The organism is Acidithiobacillus sp. AMEEHan, from assembly GCF_030996345.1.
In the GTDB taxonomy this organism is placed as follows: domain Bacteria; phylum Pseudomonadota; class Gammaproteobacteria; order Acidithiobacillales; family Acidithiobacillaceae; genus Igneacidithiobacillus.
On sequence record NZ_CP118747.1, the window covers coordinates 2,342,516 to 2,358,849 of the forward strand.

General features: G+C 59.2%; 12 protein-coding genes. 5 read left to right on the top strand and 7 right to left on the bottom strand.

What is annotated here, in order from left to right:
* The first annotated feature begins 1 nt into the window (after position 1).
* From mctP to ORD17_RS11965, 5 genes are all read left to right on the top strand, one after another.
* On the top strand, positions 2–1,540 hold the full coding sequence (gene mctP, locus ORD17_RS11945) for a monocarboxylate uptake permease MctP (protein WP_308388719.1): 1,539 nt from the start codon (positions 2–4) through the stop codon (positions 1,538–1,540).
* A 138-nt stretch (positions 1,541–1,678) separates the two neighbouring features.
* Positions 1,679–2,548, top strand: coding sequence for a bifunctional methylenetetrahydrofolate dehydrogenase/methenyltetrahydrofolate cyclohydrolase FolD (gene folD, locus ORD17_RS11950; protein WP_308388720.1), 870 nt, complete (start codon positions 1,679–1,681; stop codon positions 2,546–2,548).
* Positions 2,541–4,625: a polyphosphate kinase 1 gene (gene ppk1 / locus ORD17_RS11955; RefSeq protein WP_308388721.1), complete on the top strand. Its 2,085-nt coding sequence runs from the start codon at positions 2,541–2,543 to the stop codon at positions 4,623–4,625. The genes folD and ppk1 overlap by 8 nt, the downstream gene beginning before the upstream one ends.
* Entirely contained in the window at positions 4,618–5,265 is a 648-nt protein-coding gene (locus tag ORD17_RS11960) for a ParA family protein (RefSeq protein ID WP_308388722.1), read from the top strand. The genes ppk1 and ORD17_RS11960 overlap by 8 nt, the downstream gene beginning before the upstream one ends.
* Positions 5,255–6,808 carry a CHAD domain-containing protein gene (locus ORD17_RS11965; RefSeq protein WP_308388723.1) on the top strand — a complete coding sequence of 518 codons (1,554 nt, stop codon included), beginning with the start codon at positions 5,255–5,257 and terminating at the stop codon, positions 6,806–6,808. The genes ORD17_RS11960 and ORD17_RS11965 overlap by 11 nt, the downstream gene beginning before the upstream one ends.
* Here the strand turns inward: ORD17_RS11965 and ORD17_RS11970 are convergent.
* The 7 genes from ORD17_RS11970 to folE2 form a co-directional block, all read right to left on the bottom strand.
* Positions 6,740–7,042 carry a hypothetical protein gene (locus ORD17_RS11970; protein WP_308388724.1) on the bottom strand — a complete coding sequence of 101 codons (303 nt, stop codon included), beginning with the start codon at positions 7,040–7,042 and terminating at the stop codon, positions 6,740–6,742. The genes ORD17_RS11965 and ORD17_RS11970 overlap by 69 nt on opposite strands.
* Positions 7,043–7,044: 2 nt before the next feature.
* Positions 7,045–9,666, bottom strand: a complete 2,622-nt coding sequence (gene pepN / locus ORD17_RS11975; protein ID WP_308388725.1) for an aminopeptidase N — start codon at positions 9,664–9,666, stop codon at positions 7,045–7,047.
* Positions 9,663–10,505: a thiol:disulfide interchange protein DsbG gene (gene dsbG, locus ORD17_RS11980; RefSeq protein WP_308388726.1), complete on the bottom strand. Its 843-nt coding sequence runs from the start codon at positions 10,503–10,505 to the stop codon at positions 9,663–9,665. The genes pepN and dsbG overlap by 4 nt, the downstream gene beginning before the upstream one ends.
* 102 nt (positions 10,506–10,607) lie before the next feature.
* Positions 10,608–13,211, bottom strand: a complete 2,604-nt coding sequence (gene clpB / locus ORD17_RS11985) for an ATP-dependent chaperone ClpB (protein WP_308388727.1) — start codon at positions 13,209–13,211, stop codon at positions 10,608–10,610.
* A gap of 42 nt (positions 13,212–13,253) precedes the next feature.
* A complete protein-coding gene (locus ORD17_RS11990; RefSeq protein WP_308388728.1) occupies positions 13,254–14,423 on the bottom strand; it encodes an MFS transporter in 1,170 nt (389 codons plus the stop codon).
* Positions 14,417–15,514 (bottom strand): chorismate synthase, encoded by a 1,098-nt coding sequence (gene aroC / locus ORD17_RS11995; RefSeq protein ID WP_308388729.1) that lies wholly within the window; start codon positions 15,512–15,514, stop codon positions 14,417–14,419. Before aroC ends, ORD17_RS11990 begins: the two co-directional genes overlap by 7 nt.
* Before the next feature lie 3 nt (positions 15,515–15,517).
* A complete protein-coding gene (gene folE2, locus ORD17_RS12000) occupies positions 15,518–16,312 on the bottom strand; it encodes a GTP cyclohydrolase FolE2 (RefSeq protein WP_308388730.1) in 795 nt (264 codons plus the stop codon).
* Positions 16,313–16,334: the final 22 nt, after the last annotated feature.

A 16,334-nucleotide genomic window follows, 5' to 3' on the forward strand; every position in this document is an offset into this window, starting at 1 on the left:
GATGCATATCACTGCCACCATCGTTTTTGTCGCCCTTTTCGTGCTGATTGCCGTTCTGGGCTTCCTCTCCGCACGCTGGCAACGCGGCGACTTGGGGCACTTGCATGAATGGGGACTGGGCGGGCGCCGTTTTGGCAGCTGGATCACCTGGTTCCTCATCGGTGGCGATCTTTACACCGCCTATACCTTCGTTGCCGTGCCAGCCTTGGTATTCGGCGCCGGGGCCCTGGGGTTCTTCGCCCTTCCCTACACCGTATTGGTCTATCCTGTGGTTTTTTCCGTTCTCCCCCGGCTTTGGCTCATCGCCAAACGTCACAATTTCATCACCGCCGCGGACTTTGTCGCAGCTCGTTATGATAGTCCAGCGCTGGCCTTGGTCATCACCGTCACGGGTATCGTCGCCACCATGCCCTACATCGCCTTGCAATTGGTGGGGGTGGAGGTTGTGATTGGCGGCCTTGGTTTTCCCACCCACGGCATAGTCGGGGAGCTTCCTCTGATCATCGCTTTTGTGGTTCTGGCGGCCTTCACCTACACCAGCGGTCTGCGCGCGCCGGCCTCCATCGCCGTGGTCAAGGATCTGCTGGTCTACGTCACCGTGCTGGCCTTGATCATTGTCGTGCCATGGAAGCTCGGCGGTTTCGGGAAGATCTTTGCCGCCATTCCCGCCGAACATCTCTATCTGCCCCCCATTCATTCCGGGAATTTGGGCACGCAGTCCTTTTATTTGACCTTGGCACTGGGTTCTGCCTTGGCATTGATGCTCTATCCGCATGCCACCACCGCCGTGCTCTCTTCCCAAGGCCCGAAGACTTTGCGCCGCAACTGGATCTTTCTCCCGGCCTATTCGTTTGTGCTGGGGCTGATCGCTTTGCTCGGTTACATGGCCTATGCAGCAAATTTGTCCAGCATTCCGGCGCTGGCACCCTACTTTCATCAATACGGACCGCAATTCGCCATGCCTGGTCTACTGTTACGCTATTTCCCGGATTATTTTGTTGGGATCGGCTTTGCCGCAGTGGCCATTGGCGCCTTGGTTCCCGCAGCGATCATGTCCATTGCCGCCGCCAATCTGTTTACCCGAAATATCTATCGCGCCTATATCCGTCCCGACTGCGATGCAAAGCGGGAAACGCAAATGGCGAAGCTCGTATCGCTGGTAGTGAAATTTGGGGCTTTGCTGTTCATCCTCTTGCTACCCACAGAGTTTGCCATCCAGCTGCAGCTCCTCGGTGGGATTTTGATTTTGCAGACCTTGCCGGCGATCGTCAGCGGTATCTACACCCGCTGGTTTGACCCCCGCGCCCTACTCATCGCCTGGGCTGTTGCTTTGGGCTGGGCCATCTGGGCAGCTTCATTGACGGATTTCCAGAAATCCGGGTATGCGCTCCATTGCTTTGGCTGGATCATCCCCGGCTACATCGGTTTGTATGCCCTGGCACTCAACTTTCTGTTTGCCATCTTCATCACTTTGCTGCTGCGTGCTACTGGGCGCCATTCCTCCGCAGATCTTACCGACGCGGCGGCGTATCAAGAGTAAGTCGCAAGCGCTTGACAACGTGCAGTCGGCCCCGAACAATCTCCATCAATATTGTAGCCCTTACCCATAGAAGGACCTCATGGACTCCCCAACCCGTCTCTTTGCTCCGACCCGATCTGCGATTGCGGAGGGTGGCAAATGACGGCGGTGCGGATCGATGGCAAAGCGGTTGCGGGACGTCTGCGTGAGCAACTACGCGGGACTGTGGAGACGTTTCAGAACCAGCATGGCAGGGTTCCTGGACTCGCGGTCATACTCGTGGGGGAGGATCCCGCCTCGCAGATTTACGTCCAGCACAAGAAAAACGCCTGCGCGCAGGTAGGCATCCAGTCATTCTCCCATACCCTGGCGGCCACCAGCAGCCCAGCGGAGCTGCTGCAGGAAATTGCCCGCTGCAATGCGGATGATCAGATCGACGGCATTCTCGTACAGCTCCCACTCCCTGCCCAATTCGACGCCGAAAGCATGATCGAAGCCATCGCCGTAGAGAAAGATGTGGATGGCTTTCATCCCTACAATGTCGGGCGCCTGGCCCTGCGTGCGCCCACTCTACGCTCATGCACACCGGCCGGGATCATGACGTTGCTGCAGGAATATGAAATACCGATCAAAGGGAAGGAGGCGGTGATCGTCGGTGCCTCCAACATCGTTGGTCGGCCCATGGCACTGGAATTGCTGCTTGCCGGCGCGACCGTGACGGTTTGTCATCGCTTCACCCGGGATCTGCAGGCGCACGTGGCACGCGCCGACATCCTGGTCGCCGCTGCGGGCAAACCTGGCCTGGTGCGCGGCAGATGGATCAAACCAGGTGCCGCAGTGGTCGATGTCGGCATCAATCGCCTGAAGGATGGCAGCATTGCTGGCGATGTAGAGTTTGGCCCGGCGGCGGCACGTGCCGCGTGGATCACCCCGGTCCCCGGCGGTGTCGGTCCGATGACGGTGGCCACACTGCTCCAGAATACCTTACGCGCTGCACTGCTGCGTATGGAGGATCGCCAGCTTGGCTGATCTCGATATTCCTCCAGCGCTCGACGACTCTGGCCTGTATTTCAATCGAGATCTGAGCATCCTCGAATTCAACCGACGGGTGCTGGCCTTGGCCGACGACGAGCGCGTGCCACTCCTGGAGCGGTTGCGCTTCCTCACCATCGTTTCCAGTAATTTGGATGAATTTTTCGAGGTTCGCTTCGCTGGCGTCATGCAGCGGCGCAAATATGGGGCCGGCCCGCTAGGTCTCGATGGTCTCGGCCCCGATGAAGAGATGCGGGCGGTATCGCGGGTAGCGCACGAGATCATTGCCGCACAATACTCTTGTCTCAATGACCGCCTGATTCCTGCCTTGGCCACAGAGGGAATCCATCTGCTGCGGCGACGAGAATGGAAGGCGGCGCAAAGACGCTGGGTGGCAGAATACTTCCGCAATGAAGTCCTACCGCTACTGACTCCCCTCAGCCTCGATCCCGCCCACCCCTTTCCCAAGGTACAAAACAAGGGCCTGAATTTTGCGATCGTTCTCGAAGGAGATGATGCATACGGGCGTCACAGTCCCATCGCCATCGTCCAAGCGCCGCGCATTCTCCCACGCATCATCCAGTTACCCAACGAGCTTGCCGGCCCTACGGACTTCGTGTTCCTCTCTTCGGTGATTCACGAAAATATCGATCAGCTCTTCCCTGGTCTGGAAGTAAAAGGGTTCTATCAGTTCCGCGTGACCCGCAACAGCGAACTCTTTGTTGATGAGGAAGAAGTCGACAATCTGCTGGATGCGATTGCCGACGAGCTTACCACGCGACCGTTTGGCGAGGCGGTACGTCTGGAGGTGGCGAACAATTGCCCGGCGCATGTCTATGAATACCTGTTGCGCCACTTCGATCTGCCGGCAGAAAACCTCTATACCCTGAGTGGACCGGTCAATCTGTCCCGCATGGCGGCAATCATCGACATGGTCCCGCGTCCGGACCTGCTCTACTCCCCCTTCGTGCCGGGCCTACCCGACCGCTGCCTGCGCAGTGAGGAGATCTTTGCCCAACTACGGCGGGGTCCGCTGCTCCTGCATCATCCGTATCAAAGCTTTACCCCGGTCATCGATTTCGTCCGCCAGGCCGCCGCTGATCCGCAGGTCCTGGGAATCAAACAGACCCTGTATCGCACCACCAGCGACTCCGCGATCGTCCAAGCCCTGATGGATGCCGCGGTGGCTGGCAAGCAGGTGACTGCAGTCATCGAGCTCAAGGCGCGCTTCGACGAAGCCAACAACATCCGTCTGGCGGAAGAACTGGAAAGCGTTGGCGTGCAGGTGGTCTACGGCGTCGTCAAGCACAAAGTACACGCCAAGATGATCCTCGTCCTGCGCCGCGAGGAGGATGGGATACGCCTCTATGGCCATCTCGGTACCGGCAACTACCACCCGCGCAACGCGCGCATCTATACTGACTTCAGCCTGCTCACTGCCGATCCCGGCATCACCGCCGACATGAACGCCTTGTTCATGCACATCACCGGCATCGGCCAGGCGCCCCGCCTCAAACACCTCCTGCAAAGCCCCTTCAATCTGTTCAGCGCGATGCGCGAGCGCATCGCCGCGGAAACCGCCCTCGGCCCGCGTGGACGCATCATCATTCGCGTCAACGCGCTCATCGACCCCGACCTGATCCGCGATCTCTATCATGCCTCGCAGGCCGGGGTGCAGGTCAGCCTTATCGTTCGCGGGGCCTGCGCCTTACGCCCGGGGATCCCTGGGGTTTCGGAAAACATCCGGGTAATTTCCATTGTCGGGCGTTTCCTCGAACACAGCCGCGTCTTTTTCTTCGGTGGAAATGGCAACCCAGAGGTCTGGATTTCCAGTGCCGATTGGATGGGACGTAACCTGTTCCGACGTCTGGAAGTCGCTGTTCCCATTCGCGACCCAGATCTCAAGAAGCGCATCCGCCGCGAGGCACTGGACTATTACCTGCAAGATCACTGCAATGCCTGGGAAATGCAGGCAGACGGCAGCTACCGCTCTCTGCGTCAGGTAGATGGCGATTGCTTCAGTGCCCAGCTGACTCTCCTCGATCAATATGCCCGGGGCAGCAACAGTGGCTAAGTCGCAATGTCGCGTGCTGGTACTGAACAGTAAGGGGGGATCGGGAAAGACCACGATCTCGACCAATCTTACCAGCCTCCTCGCCCTACGCGGTTCCGTGCTGCTGGCCGATCTGGATCCCCAGGGCTCGAGCCTGAGCTGGGGAAAGCGACGACCGCAACACTTGCCGCGTATCGACCTCATCGATGACCCCGAGCGCGACTTTCGCGGCTACCCGCCGAGCGATTATGTGGTGTTTGACGCACCTGCAGGACTCAAGCGCGGGCGTCTGGAAGACATGCTGGGCGAAGTCGAGGTTTTGCTGGTGCCCATCGCGCCCTCCCCTTTCGATATGGATGCCAGCCAGCAATATTTGCAACGCCTGGAAGAGATCAAACGCTTTCGCAAGGGCAAAGTACGTCTTGGGGTCATTGCCAATCGTGTCAAGCTGGGCAGCCAGGCCGAACGGATCTTGTCGGAGTTTCTGCGAGAACTGGAACTGCCTTTGGTGGCCACTCTGCACGATAGTCAGGTTTATGTTCGTGCCGCCATGCACGGGCTGGGCCTAGCGGATCTACGTGCAGCTGAGGCACGCAAGGAACTGCCGCAATGGGCTAGGATATTGCGCTTTGTGGAAACCGGGGAGCGCTATGGAGCGTGAGATCAAGCTCGAGGTCTTGCACCCCGAACTGTGGGAGGAAATCCTGCACCACCCTCTGGTGGACAGTGCCGCTATAGCCCCGAAAGAGATGCACGCCATCTACTACGATAGTGCGGATGGCGCCCTACGGGCAGCGGGGATCGCTTACCGTGTACGCAAGGAAGGCCGCGACTGGGTGGCGACGGTCAAACTCGCGGGGAGCGTAGACGGGGGTCTGCATCAGCGCCCGGAATGGAATCAACCGGTACGCAGCAAAAAGCCGGATCTCGGCGTCTTTGCCGTTGATGAGGCCCTGATGACAGTGCTTGCGCCTCATTTACATCGTGCACTCGTCCCGGTCATGGAAACTGTCTTTCAGCGGCGTGAGCACGAAGTGCGCCATCAAGATGCCCGTATCCTGCTCGCTGCAGACTGGGGAGAGATCCGTGCCGCTGGTCAGCAGCGACCAATTCACGAGATCGAATTGGAACTGGTGGACGGTGAACTTGCCGATCTCCTACAGCTGGCCAGTACCCTTTGCGCTAGTTTGCCGCTCTGCCCAGATGATGCCAGTAAGCTGGCACGCGGCAGTGCGCTACTCGGAAAGGAGATTCCCGTAGCGAGAAGCAAAGCACCCACCATTCGCGGGCGGGACAATGCCGGTGACGCCCTTGGCCGTCTCCTCCTCTACTCGGCGCAGAGCATTCTTGGAGGCTTGGCTTGGTTGCAGCTGGACGAGTGTGACGCCTTGCACCAGTTGCGGAAAGAGGTGCGCGCCCTGCGTGCGTTATTGCGCTTCAGCAAGGGCGCAGATCCCGAAGATCGCTTGCGTGGGGTACGCAACGGTCTGGCAGTGTGGTTTCATGAGCAGAGCCTGCAACGGGATCTGGACGCTCTCGCCGAGCATTGGCAGAGCATCGCCCCGCGTTTCTCTCTGCCCGCGACGCCGTTGCGGGAGGCCCTGCACGATGCACGCAAAACGACGCGCGATCCACGAGTAGATTCTCGGGCGCGGCTTGCTGCGGAACTTCTCGCCTTGTGGTCCCAAGTACTGCGTAACCCGCCGCAAAACAAACAGAGTTTGCGCAGCTACGTGGAAGAACGGCTGCAACGCATGGATGAGCATCTGCTTTTTGTGGAACCGGAGCAAACTGCGCAATTTCACCGACTGCGCATTGCGCTCAAAAACCTGCGGGATACCCTGCGTCATGTTTCCGAGCTCTGGCCGAACAAAGATACCAAGGCTTTCGGCAGACAGCTGCATGCATTATTGGACGCGGCCGGAATCATTCGCGATGCTCAGGTAGCACATCAGGACTTGCCGCAGCTCTTTCATGCGGAAAGCCGCCATAGTGCGCTTGGTTTCAGCGCAGGGATCCTGCTGGGCTATCTGGAAGCCCGGAGGGAGCGGGAGAGCAAGCGCTTTGGCAAACACTGGGAGCGTTTTCGTCAGGCCCCCGCCCTTGGGATTGAAGCAAAACGTCCTACGGCAATTTCAGCAGTTGCCGAGGCCTTCGCGTGCTCTCTCCACCCGCCGTGCCAGCAGGGCAATTTTCTGGGCTAGGCAATACTCCGCATCGCTGACTTCCCATTCGCGTGCTTGTTCTGCATCGACCTGCTGATTGGCGCAAATTTTACGTAGCGCTTCACAGTTATTGCTATCAAAGAAAAAGCCTGCTAGTTGCGCTACTTGATCGTTTTTGTTGTCTCCGCCCAAGACCGCATAGGCAGCATCCAGATAATTTTCCTCTTTCGATGCCAAGGCTTTTTGTAACAGCTCGTCCCCTTCGATACTCATCTTCAGCTCCTTTCTTCCGATACCCCAAGCGAGCGCTCGAGAATTTCTCCCAAATCCCGAGACAACCCGTCCTTGCCCAGTAGCTCTTCCATGACGGTTCGCATTTGCCGCTGACGCTCTTCGTCATAGCGTGACCAGCGACTGAAGACCGTCGCCAGCCGCGCAGCGGTCTGCGGATTGAGATCATCCAGGTGGCGGATCTGCTGCGCGTAAAAACGATAACCGGAGCCGTCGCTGGCATGGAAGACCGGCAAATTTGCTGCAAAGGCGGCAAGCACGGCGCGCACGCGATTGGGAACCCGCCAGGAAAATGCCGGATGTTGCAGCAGCTCCTGCGCCCGCCGCAAGGTTTCCGGTGCAGCACGTCCGAGCTGTAAGGAAAACCAGCGATCGATGATGAGAGGATGAGATTGCCAACGCTGGTAGAAATCGGAGAGCAGGGGATCGGCGTCGTAGTGCGGAGCGAAGGCGAGGACCTGCAAGGCGGCGAGGCGATCGGTCATATTGTCGGCACTGCGATATTGCCGCTCGGCCCAGCTTTGTGCCTCCTCCGCTTGCGCTGATCCCATGGCATAGTACAGAGCAAGATTACGCAGGCGACGGGTACCCATGGCCCGGCCATCCCGACGATAGGGAGCCGCCAGATCATGGTAGAGGTGGCGCCAATCCTCGGCAAAAATGTCCCCCAGTGCGTGACGCAGGGCCTCGCGCTGCACGTGGATGCCATCGACATCGATCGGATCCATCAGCTGGCCGATAGATTCTTCCGTGGGGAGGCTCAGGAGTTCGGCGGAAAATGCCGGGTCGTCGAGGGGCTGCGAGAGCGCCGCAGCGAAGGCGGCCTGGAGTTCTGTGCTGAGCACGCTTCGCTCGGGATTGGCAATGCTCGCCAGCAAGGCCTTCTGCGCCAGACGCTGCAGGCTGTCCCAGCGGTTGAAGGGATCACTGTCATGCTGGGCAAGAAACGCATCTGCGGCTTCGGCATCCGCGCGTTCGAGCAGTACCGGAGCGGAGAATCCGCGCAGGAGCGACGGAATCACCGCTCTGGGAAAAGGCCCAAAGTCCCAATCCTGAGTGGCATCCTGCAAAAGGATGACGAGTTCTTCGTCCCCGGACGGCAAGCGCGCTGCACGGCCGTCCTCGTAAAAAAAGGCCAGACGCACGGGAATGGGTACCGGCAGCTTTTGTTCCTGGCCCGGCGTTGCCGGCGTGTGCTGCTGCAGGCGCAGATGGTAGCGACCATTCTCCGCATCGAAATGTCCCTCGGCTTTGAGGCGTGGTGTGCCAGCCTGGGAATACCAGCGCAGAAACCCGGAGAGGTCGCGGCCGCTTCCGGTCGCCAGGGCGTCCAGCAGTTCTTCGATACGCACCGCCTGCCCATCGTGGCGCTGAAAATAGAGATCGGTCCCGGCGCGAAACCCTTCCACGCCGAGCAGGGTATGCATCATGCGGATCACTTCCGCGCCCTTCTCGTAGACCGTCGCCGTATAAAAGTTGTTGATCTCCTTGTAGGATTCCGGGCGCACGGGATGCGCGAGGGCACTCGCATCCTCGGCAAACTGGGCCGCGCGCAGGCGACGAACATCGGCTATGCGCTGCACACCGCGGGAGTTCATGTCGGCAGAAAACTCCTGGTCACGGAATACCGTCAGACCTTCTTTGAGGCTGAGCTGAAACCAGTCACGCAGGGTAACGCGGTTGCCGGTCCAGTTATGAAAATATTCATGCGCGATAACCGACTCAATTCCTTGATAATCGGCATCGGTAGCCGTTTCCGGACTGGCCAGCACATACTTGGAATTAAAGATATTCAATCCCTTGTTTTCCATCGCTCCCATATTGAAGCTGTCGGTAGCGACGATCAGATAGCGATCGAGGTCATACTCCCGCCCATAGACCTCCTCATCCCAGGCCATTGCCTTTTTCAGGCTTTGCAAGGCCTGCTCACAGGCATCGCGATCGCGCTCTGCCACGTGCAATTCCAGGCTGATTTTCTTGCCAGAGCCGGTGACATACTGGTCCTTGGCAACATGAAAAGCACCACCGACGGCGGCAAAGAGATAGCACGGCTTGGGAAACGGATCTTCCCACCGCGCCCAGTGCCAGCCGTTATCCGCTTCGCTCGTTGCGACGCAATTGCCATTGGACAGAAGGATGGGACAGGTGGCCTTGGGGGCATGCAAGGTGACCGTAAAGCGGGCCAGAACGTCTGGGCGATCCGGATACCAGGTGATGCGCCGAAAGCCCTCCGCCTCGCACTGGGTGAGAAAGACCGCATCGGCATAGTAGAGGCCCGACAAGGCAGTGTTGGCTTCCGGCTGGATACGCACGCGGGAATCCACGATGAAGTGTTCAGGAACGTCGCTGATTCGCAGCTTCCCCGACTCGAAGGAATAGCGATCGCTGGCGAGGACCTCGCCGTCCAGGGAGAGAGACAGGAGCTCCAGTCCCTCGCCATCGAGTAGCAAGTCCTTGGCACCGGAGTTCCGGCGCCGTATTGCAAGCCGGGATCGCACTTCGGTGTCTTGTGGTCGAAGAAATAGTTCAAGATCCACCGAGTCGATCGCAAAATCAGGGCTGCGATAGTCCTGGCGCTGCACGAGTACCGTGCTATCTGTGCTCATTCGCATTTGCCCTCGGCATTCATCGACGTGATTCCAGAAACGAATTTGTCGAGCTCTTCAGGCATACCGTGGCTGATTTGCGCCTTACCATCCTTGTCGCAGTAGACGATGGTGGGGGTTGCCACTTCACCACTATCTTGCAGGAGCTCCGTGTTTTTCCGTACCTCTGCCATGACTTTGGGACTGGGGTTGGCATCCGGGGAAATCCCTCCCTCCTCGCTTGCCTCATTGAAACCCTTTTCATTCTTCGCCATCGCCGCAGCCGGATCCCGGGCAGAAAGAATGGCGGCTGCCTTCCCTAGACTCGACGGCTTCAGAAATGCCGCGACTACATAGCGGACACGCAGTTTTCCCTCGGCGATCAGGGGCTTGGCGTCCTCATAAAACTTATGACAGAAAATGCAATTGGGATCGACAAAGGCGATCAGCTCGGGGCCCTTGGTACCCAAGACAAACGACTTGGCCTGACTGGCGCGCTCGGCGAGTTGTGCCGCACCCAGGGGTTTCGGCAGTAGACCTGCCTCCTCGGCGTCGTGCCGGATGACGTTCTCGCCTTTGCTGTTGACGATGGCCTGCGCCAGGATCAGGTACTTCCCATCCGGGCTGGCATAGGCAAGGGTTTTATGTCCATCATCCGCGATGACCAGTGCGGTCAGCCCGCCCGGCCCGGGCAAAACCTTCGTCACCTGCGCCTGGTCGTGGGTAACGCCGCTGACCAACTCTTGCGCCCGATCTTTGGACAACACCTTGCCATGCCCCCCATTTTCGGAAACAGGACTACTGCCTGCACAACCGGCAAGCGACAGGGCAGCGGCAAGAACCAGCAATCGAAGACGCATGAAAACTCTCCTGGGCAGCTAACAAGCAAAATCAGCCTGCCATGGTAAACAATTCGCCCGGACTGACGCCAGTCTCGGGCGAAGCATCAACAGTTCGACACGTTACCCGGGGAGAGGTTCGCCGCGGAAAACCAATTCGTCATCCTCCAGATCGACGTGTAAGAGCGTGCCGCCCGGAAACTCGCCACGCAGAAGCTTTTGCGCCAGGGGATTCTCGATCTCGGCCTGGATGGCCCGCTTGAGGGGCCGGGCGCCATAGACGGGGTCGAAACCGATCTCCGCCAGACGATCAATGGCCGCATCGCTGAGCACGATATCCATATCCCGTTCGCGCAAGCGCGCCCGCAGGCCCTGCATCTGGATTTCGCAGATCATCCGTACCTGCCGCGCATTCAGCGGATGGAAGATCACGGTTTCGTCGATACGGTTCAGGAACTCCGGACGGAAGTGCGCCTGTACCACCGCCATCACGGCGCTGCGCATGGCGTCTTCATCGCCCGTGCGACTGTACTCCTGAATCCGGTCGGACCCGAGGTTCGAAGTCATGATGATGACGGTGTTGCGGAAGTCCACGGTACGCCCCTGGCCATCGGTCAGGCGCCCGTCATCCAAAACCTGTAGAAGGATATTGAAGACCTCGGGGTGTGCCTTCTCCACCTCGTCCAAAAGCACGACAGAATAGGGCTTACGGCGTACTGCTTCGGTGAGGTAGCCACCCTCTTCATAGCCCACATATCCGGGAGGAGCACCGATCAGTCGTGCCACCGAGTGTTTCTCCATGAACTCGCTCATGTCGATGCGCACCATCTGTTCCTCGCTATCGAAGAGGAACTCGGCCAAGGCCTTGCTGAGTTCGGTCTTGCCAACGCCGGTAGGTCCGAGAAAGAGGAAAGAACCATTGGGCCGCCGCGGATCGGAGAGACCCGCCCGCGAGCGGCGGATGGCATTACTCACCGCCTGTACCGCCTCGCTCTGGCCAACGACCCGAGCCTGTAGGCGTTCCTCCATCTTCAAGAGCTTTTCTTTCTCCCCTTCCAGCATCTTCGCTACCGGAATGCCGGTCCAGCGGGCAATGACCTCGGCAATCTCCTCCTCTCGCACTTCCGTGCGTAGCAAGGTCGGAGCCTTGCGTGCGGCCCCCTCCTCCTGCTGCTCCGCCTGTCGCAAACGCGCCTCAAGCTCCGGGATCAGGCCATACTGGATTTGTGCCATGCGGTCGTAATCGGCTGCACGCCGGGCATTTTCGAGTTCCACACGCAGGCGATCAATCTCCTTCTGGATTTGCGAGGTACCTTCGATGGCGAGCTTCTCGGCCTTCCAGACCTCCTCCAATTCCTGAAATTTACGCTCCAACTCGCTGATTTGCTCTTCCAACACTTCCAGACGCTTGCGGCTGGCCTCATCCTTCTCCTTGGCCAAGGCAACCTTTTCGATGTTGAGCTGGATCAAGCGACGCTCGAGTTCATCTAGAGCTTCCGGTTTGGAGTCAATCTCCATCTTGATCCGCGACGCCGCTTCATCGACCAGGTCGATGGCTTTGTCGGGCAGGTTGCGGTCGCTGATGTAGCGGTGCGAGAGTTGCGCTGCCGCGACCAGGGCGGGATCGGTGATACGGACCCCATGATGCGCCTCGTAGCGCTCCTTCAAGCCGCGCAGGATGGCAATGGTGTCCTCCACCGAGGGTTCGTCCACCAACACACGCTGAAAACGACGCTCCAGGGCCGCGTCTTTTTCGATATACTGGCGGTACTCGTCCAGGGTCGTGGCGCCGATACAGTGCAGCTCGCCACGCGCCAGGGCGGGTTTGAGCATGTTGCCGGCGTCCATAGCACCCTCGGCCTTCCCCGCCCCGACCAGGGTATGGATTTCATCAATAAAAAGAAGGATCTGCCCTTGGCTTTTGGCAAGATCGTTGAGCAAAGCCTTCAAGCGTTCTTCGAACTCACCGCGGAATTTCGCACCGGCAATCAGCGCGCCCAGATCCAAACCCAGCAGGCGTTTATTGCGCAAGGATTCCGGCACTTCACCGTTGATGATCCGTTGCGCAAGGCCTTCGACGATAGCGGTCTTGCCGACACCCGGCTCACCGATCAGTACTGGATTGTTCTTGCTGCGCCGCAACAGAACCTGGATGGTACGGCGAATCTCGTCATCGCGACCGATCACCGGGTCCAGCTTGCCCTGCGCCGCCCGCTCGGTGTAGTCGATGGTGTATTTCTCCAGGGCTTGGCGTTGTTCCTCGGCATTGGCATCGTTGATCTTTTCGCCGCCATGCAGTGCCGTGATCGCGGCTTCGAGGTCCTTGCTGGTAGCACCGCTCTCCTTGAGCAGACGACCCGCCTCGCCCTTGTCCTCCATCAGGGCCAGGAGATAATGCTCGGTAGAGATATACCCATCCCCACGCTTTTGCGCGGTCTTGTCAGCGAGATTGAGGAGGTTGACAAGATCCCGGCCAAACTGCACTTCGCCCGGCTGCCCGCCTTGCACCTTCGGCAAATTGTTGAGGGCGCGGCCGAGTTCGTTGCGCAGGGCATCGACGCGCACGCCTGCCTTGCTCAGCAGAGGACGGGCAATGCCGCCATCCTGGTCGAGGAAGGCAATGAGAAGATGAATAGGTTCTATCTGCTGTTGATCACTGCCCAAAGCGAGGCTTTGTGCCTCCTGCAGGGCCTGTTGAAACTTGGTGGTGAGCTTGTCACTGCGCATCTGGCGACTCCCATGTCGGATGATGCTTGGGAGATGGGCGCTTCAGACCCACTTTTCAAGAGCGGAATGCGGACGAAACATGCCCAGTAACAAGAGGGTCGCCACGGCGGCAAGGACGCCGGCAACGAAAAAGGTGAAGCTACCTCCCCAGTGGGACCAGGCCCAACCCGCTGCCAATGCGCCCAGCCCCCCGCCCAGGCCGTAGACCAAGCTTGCATACAGGGCCATGCCACGGGGCCGCAGGGCTTGCGGGAAGCGTGCAAAGACCCAGTGGATGGCAGCTAGATGAAAAGCAGCATAACTGGCCGCGTGCAGGGTCTGCACAAGGACGATCCAGACGAAGCCTGGCCACACGGCGATCACCATCCACCGCAGAGCGGTGAGCAAAAAGGCACTGACAAATATGGTCATCGTCCCCCAGCGCTGCAGGATGCGATCGCCAAACCAGAAGAACAGCACCTCGGCAAGGACGGCGAGGGCCCAGAGCAGACCGACGGTGGTGCTGTCGTAGCCATGGGCCTCCACGTAGATGGAGTAAAAAGCGTAATAGACGCCGTGACTGGCCTGTTCCAGAATGCCGGCGGCAAGAAAGAACCACAGGCGGAAATCTCGCAGTTCCGGCAAAAAGGCGGGAAGTGTCGACGACGCAATAGTCTGTGGTTCACTGTCAAAAGGGAGGAAACGACTGGCCCACCAGGTCAAGAACAAAAAGAGTGCAATGCCGGGCAAGAAGCTACGGAGCCCCCATTGGCTCACCAGGACGCCCATAGCCAAGGACAGGGCGATGAAACCGATGGACCCCCAGAGACGAATGCGTCCGTAGCGACGCCCCTGCCGCTCCGCCCAAGCCATACTGATGTTGTCCACCAGCGGTAAAGTGGCCGCCCAAAAGAAAGAAAACAGCAGGGTAATCAGGAGCAGAGCCAGAAAATGGCCGCCCGCCCAGAATAACAGCAAAAAATTTAGGGCCGCAGCCAGGCCACCGGCTCCGATCAACCATCGCATCGATGCATGGTGCAGGAGCCAGCCCCAGACATTGGGGGCGAGCACCTTGCTGAACTGTACAGCAGCCGTCAACAGACCAATGGCGAAGGCATCCTGGCCCACACTACGCAACCAGGGTCCCCAGTAAGGCATGAAGGCGCCGAGGGCACAAAAATAGAAAAAATAAAACGCAACGAGGGCTTGCCCCTCGTGACGCGCCTTCAGCATTGGCCGGGGATAGGCGCTACCGGTGGCGTGACATCCGCGTTTTGCGCGCGATGGCGCAGATAATGATCCATCAGGGTGATGGCCAACATCGCCTCGACGATGGGTACGGCACGAATGCCCACGCAGGGATCGTGACGGCCGGTGGTAACGACTTCGATCTCTTCGCCCTGCAAGTTGATGCTGGGCCTGGGAATGCGGATGCTGGAGGTCGGTTTGATGGCAACCGAGGCCCGCAGATCCTGGCCGCTGGAGATGCCACCGAGCACTCCACCAGCATGATTGCTGGCAAAACCGGCAGAAGTCAGCGCATCACCATGTGCGCTGCCGTGTTGCTCGACCACGGCGAAGCCATCGCCAATGGCCACTGCTTTCACCGCATTGATACTCATCAGCGCCTTGGCGACGTCGGCCTCGAGGCGATCGAAGACCGGCTCCCCGAGGCCCACGGGCATGCCCGTAACCCGCACGTCGACGCGCGCACCGATGGAGTCGCCGGCCTTGCGCAGCGCATCGAGGTATTCTGCCATGCGCTCGGCCGCCTGGGCGTCCGGGCAGAAGAAAGGATTCTGATCGATTTGTGCGTCGTCGAACTGGACCGCGTGAATGGGGCCCATCTGCGCCAGCCAAGCCCGGATCTGAGTGCCCAGACGCTCGCGCAGGTATTTGCGGGCAATGGCACCGGCGGCCACCCGCATGGCGGTCTCGCGCGCGGAAGAACGCCCGCCACCCCGATAGTCCCGCACGCCGAATTTTTGCAGATAGGTATAGTCGGCATGCCCAGGACGAAAGCTATCTTTGATCTTGCTGTAGTCCTGCGAGCGTTGGTCGGTATTGCGAATCAACAAGCCAATCGGCGTGCCGGTCGTGACGCCCGCGAAAACACCGGAAAGAATCTCGACCTGATCCGCCTCCTGCCGTTGCGTGGTGTGTCGCGACTGCCCGGGCCGACGGCGATCCAGCTCGACCTGGATATCGGCTTCCGTGAGCGTTAGCCCGGGGGGGCAGCCATCGACAATAGCGCCAATTGCCGGTCCATGACTTTCGCCAAATGTGCTGACGCGAAACAGCTCACCGATGCTGCTGCCTGCCACGGATCAGTTCTCCCCCTCGATCAGGGCATAGGCGGAGTGATTGTGGATCGACTCGAAATTCTCCGAGGCGACGGAATAACGGCGGATCCTTGCATCGCCCTGCAAACGAAGCGCGACATCGCGCACCATGTCCTCGACGAACTTGGGGTGATCGTAGGCATATTCCGTCACATATTTTTCATCGGGTCGCTTGAGGACGCCATAGAGCTGCGAGGAGGCCTCACTTTCCACCAGATCGATCAGATCCTCGATCCACAAGGGACTCCGTGCCTCCACCTGCACGCTGACCCTCGAGCGCTGATTGTGCGCACCATATTCGGAGATGCTCTTGGAGCAGGGACAAAGGCTGGTGACCGGCACATGCACCAGGAGTTGCGAGCGGATCTCGTCGCCTGAGATTTCGCCAGTCCATTCCACTTCATAGTCGAGATAGCTCTCCACTCCGGAGACCGGCGCCTTTTTCCGCACGAAGTAGGGGAATTGCAGTTCAATGCGGGCACTCTCGGCTTCCAGACGCTCCTGCGTCAGCACGAGTAAGCGATCGAAGCCATCAACCCGCAGGGCTTCCTCTTGCTCTTGCAAGATCTGAATGAAGCGCGACATGTGGGTGCCTTTCAGATGTGCTGGCAAGGCGACATACATATTGCAATAGGCCGCCACCTGCTGCTGCTTGCCTGCACGGTCCACGATGCGCAGGGGGTGGCGCACCGCTTTGACACCAACCCTCTGAATGGGAATGGCACGCGGGTCGGCGCGCCCCTGTACATCTTCCAGCGTTTCTGCAGCGCAATCTCTCACTACATTGAACCTCGTCGAATGC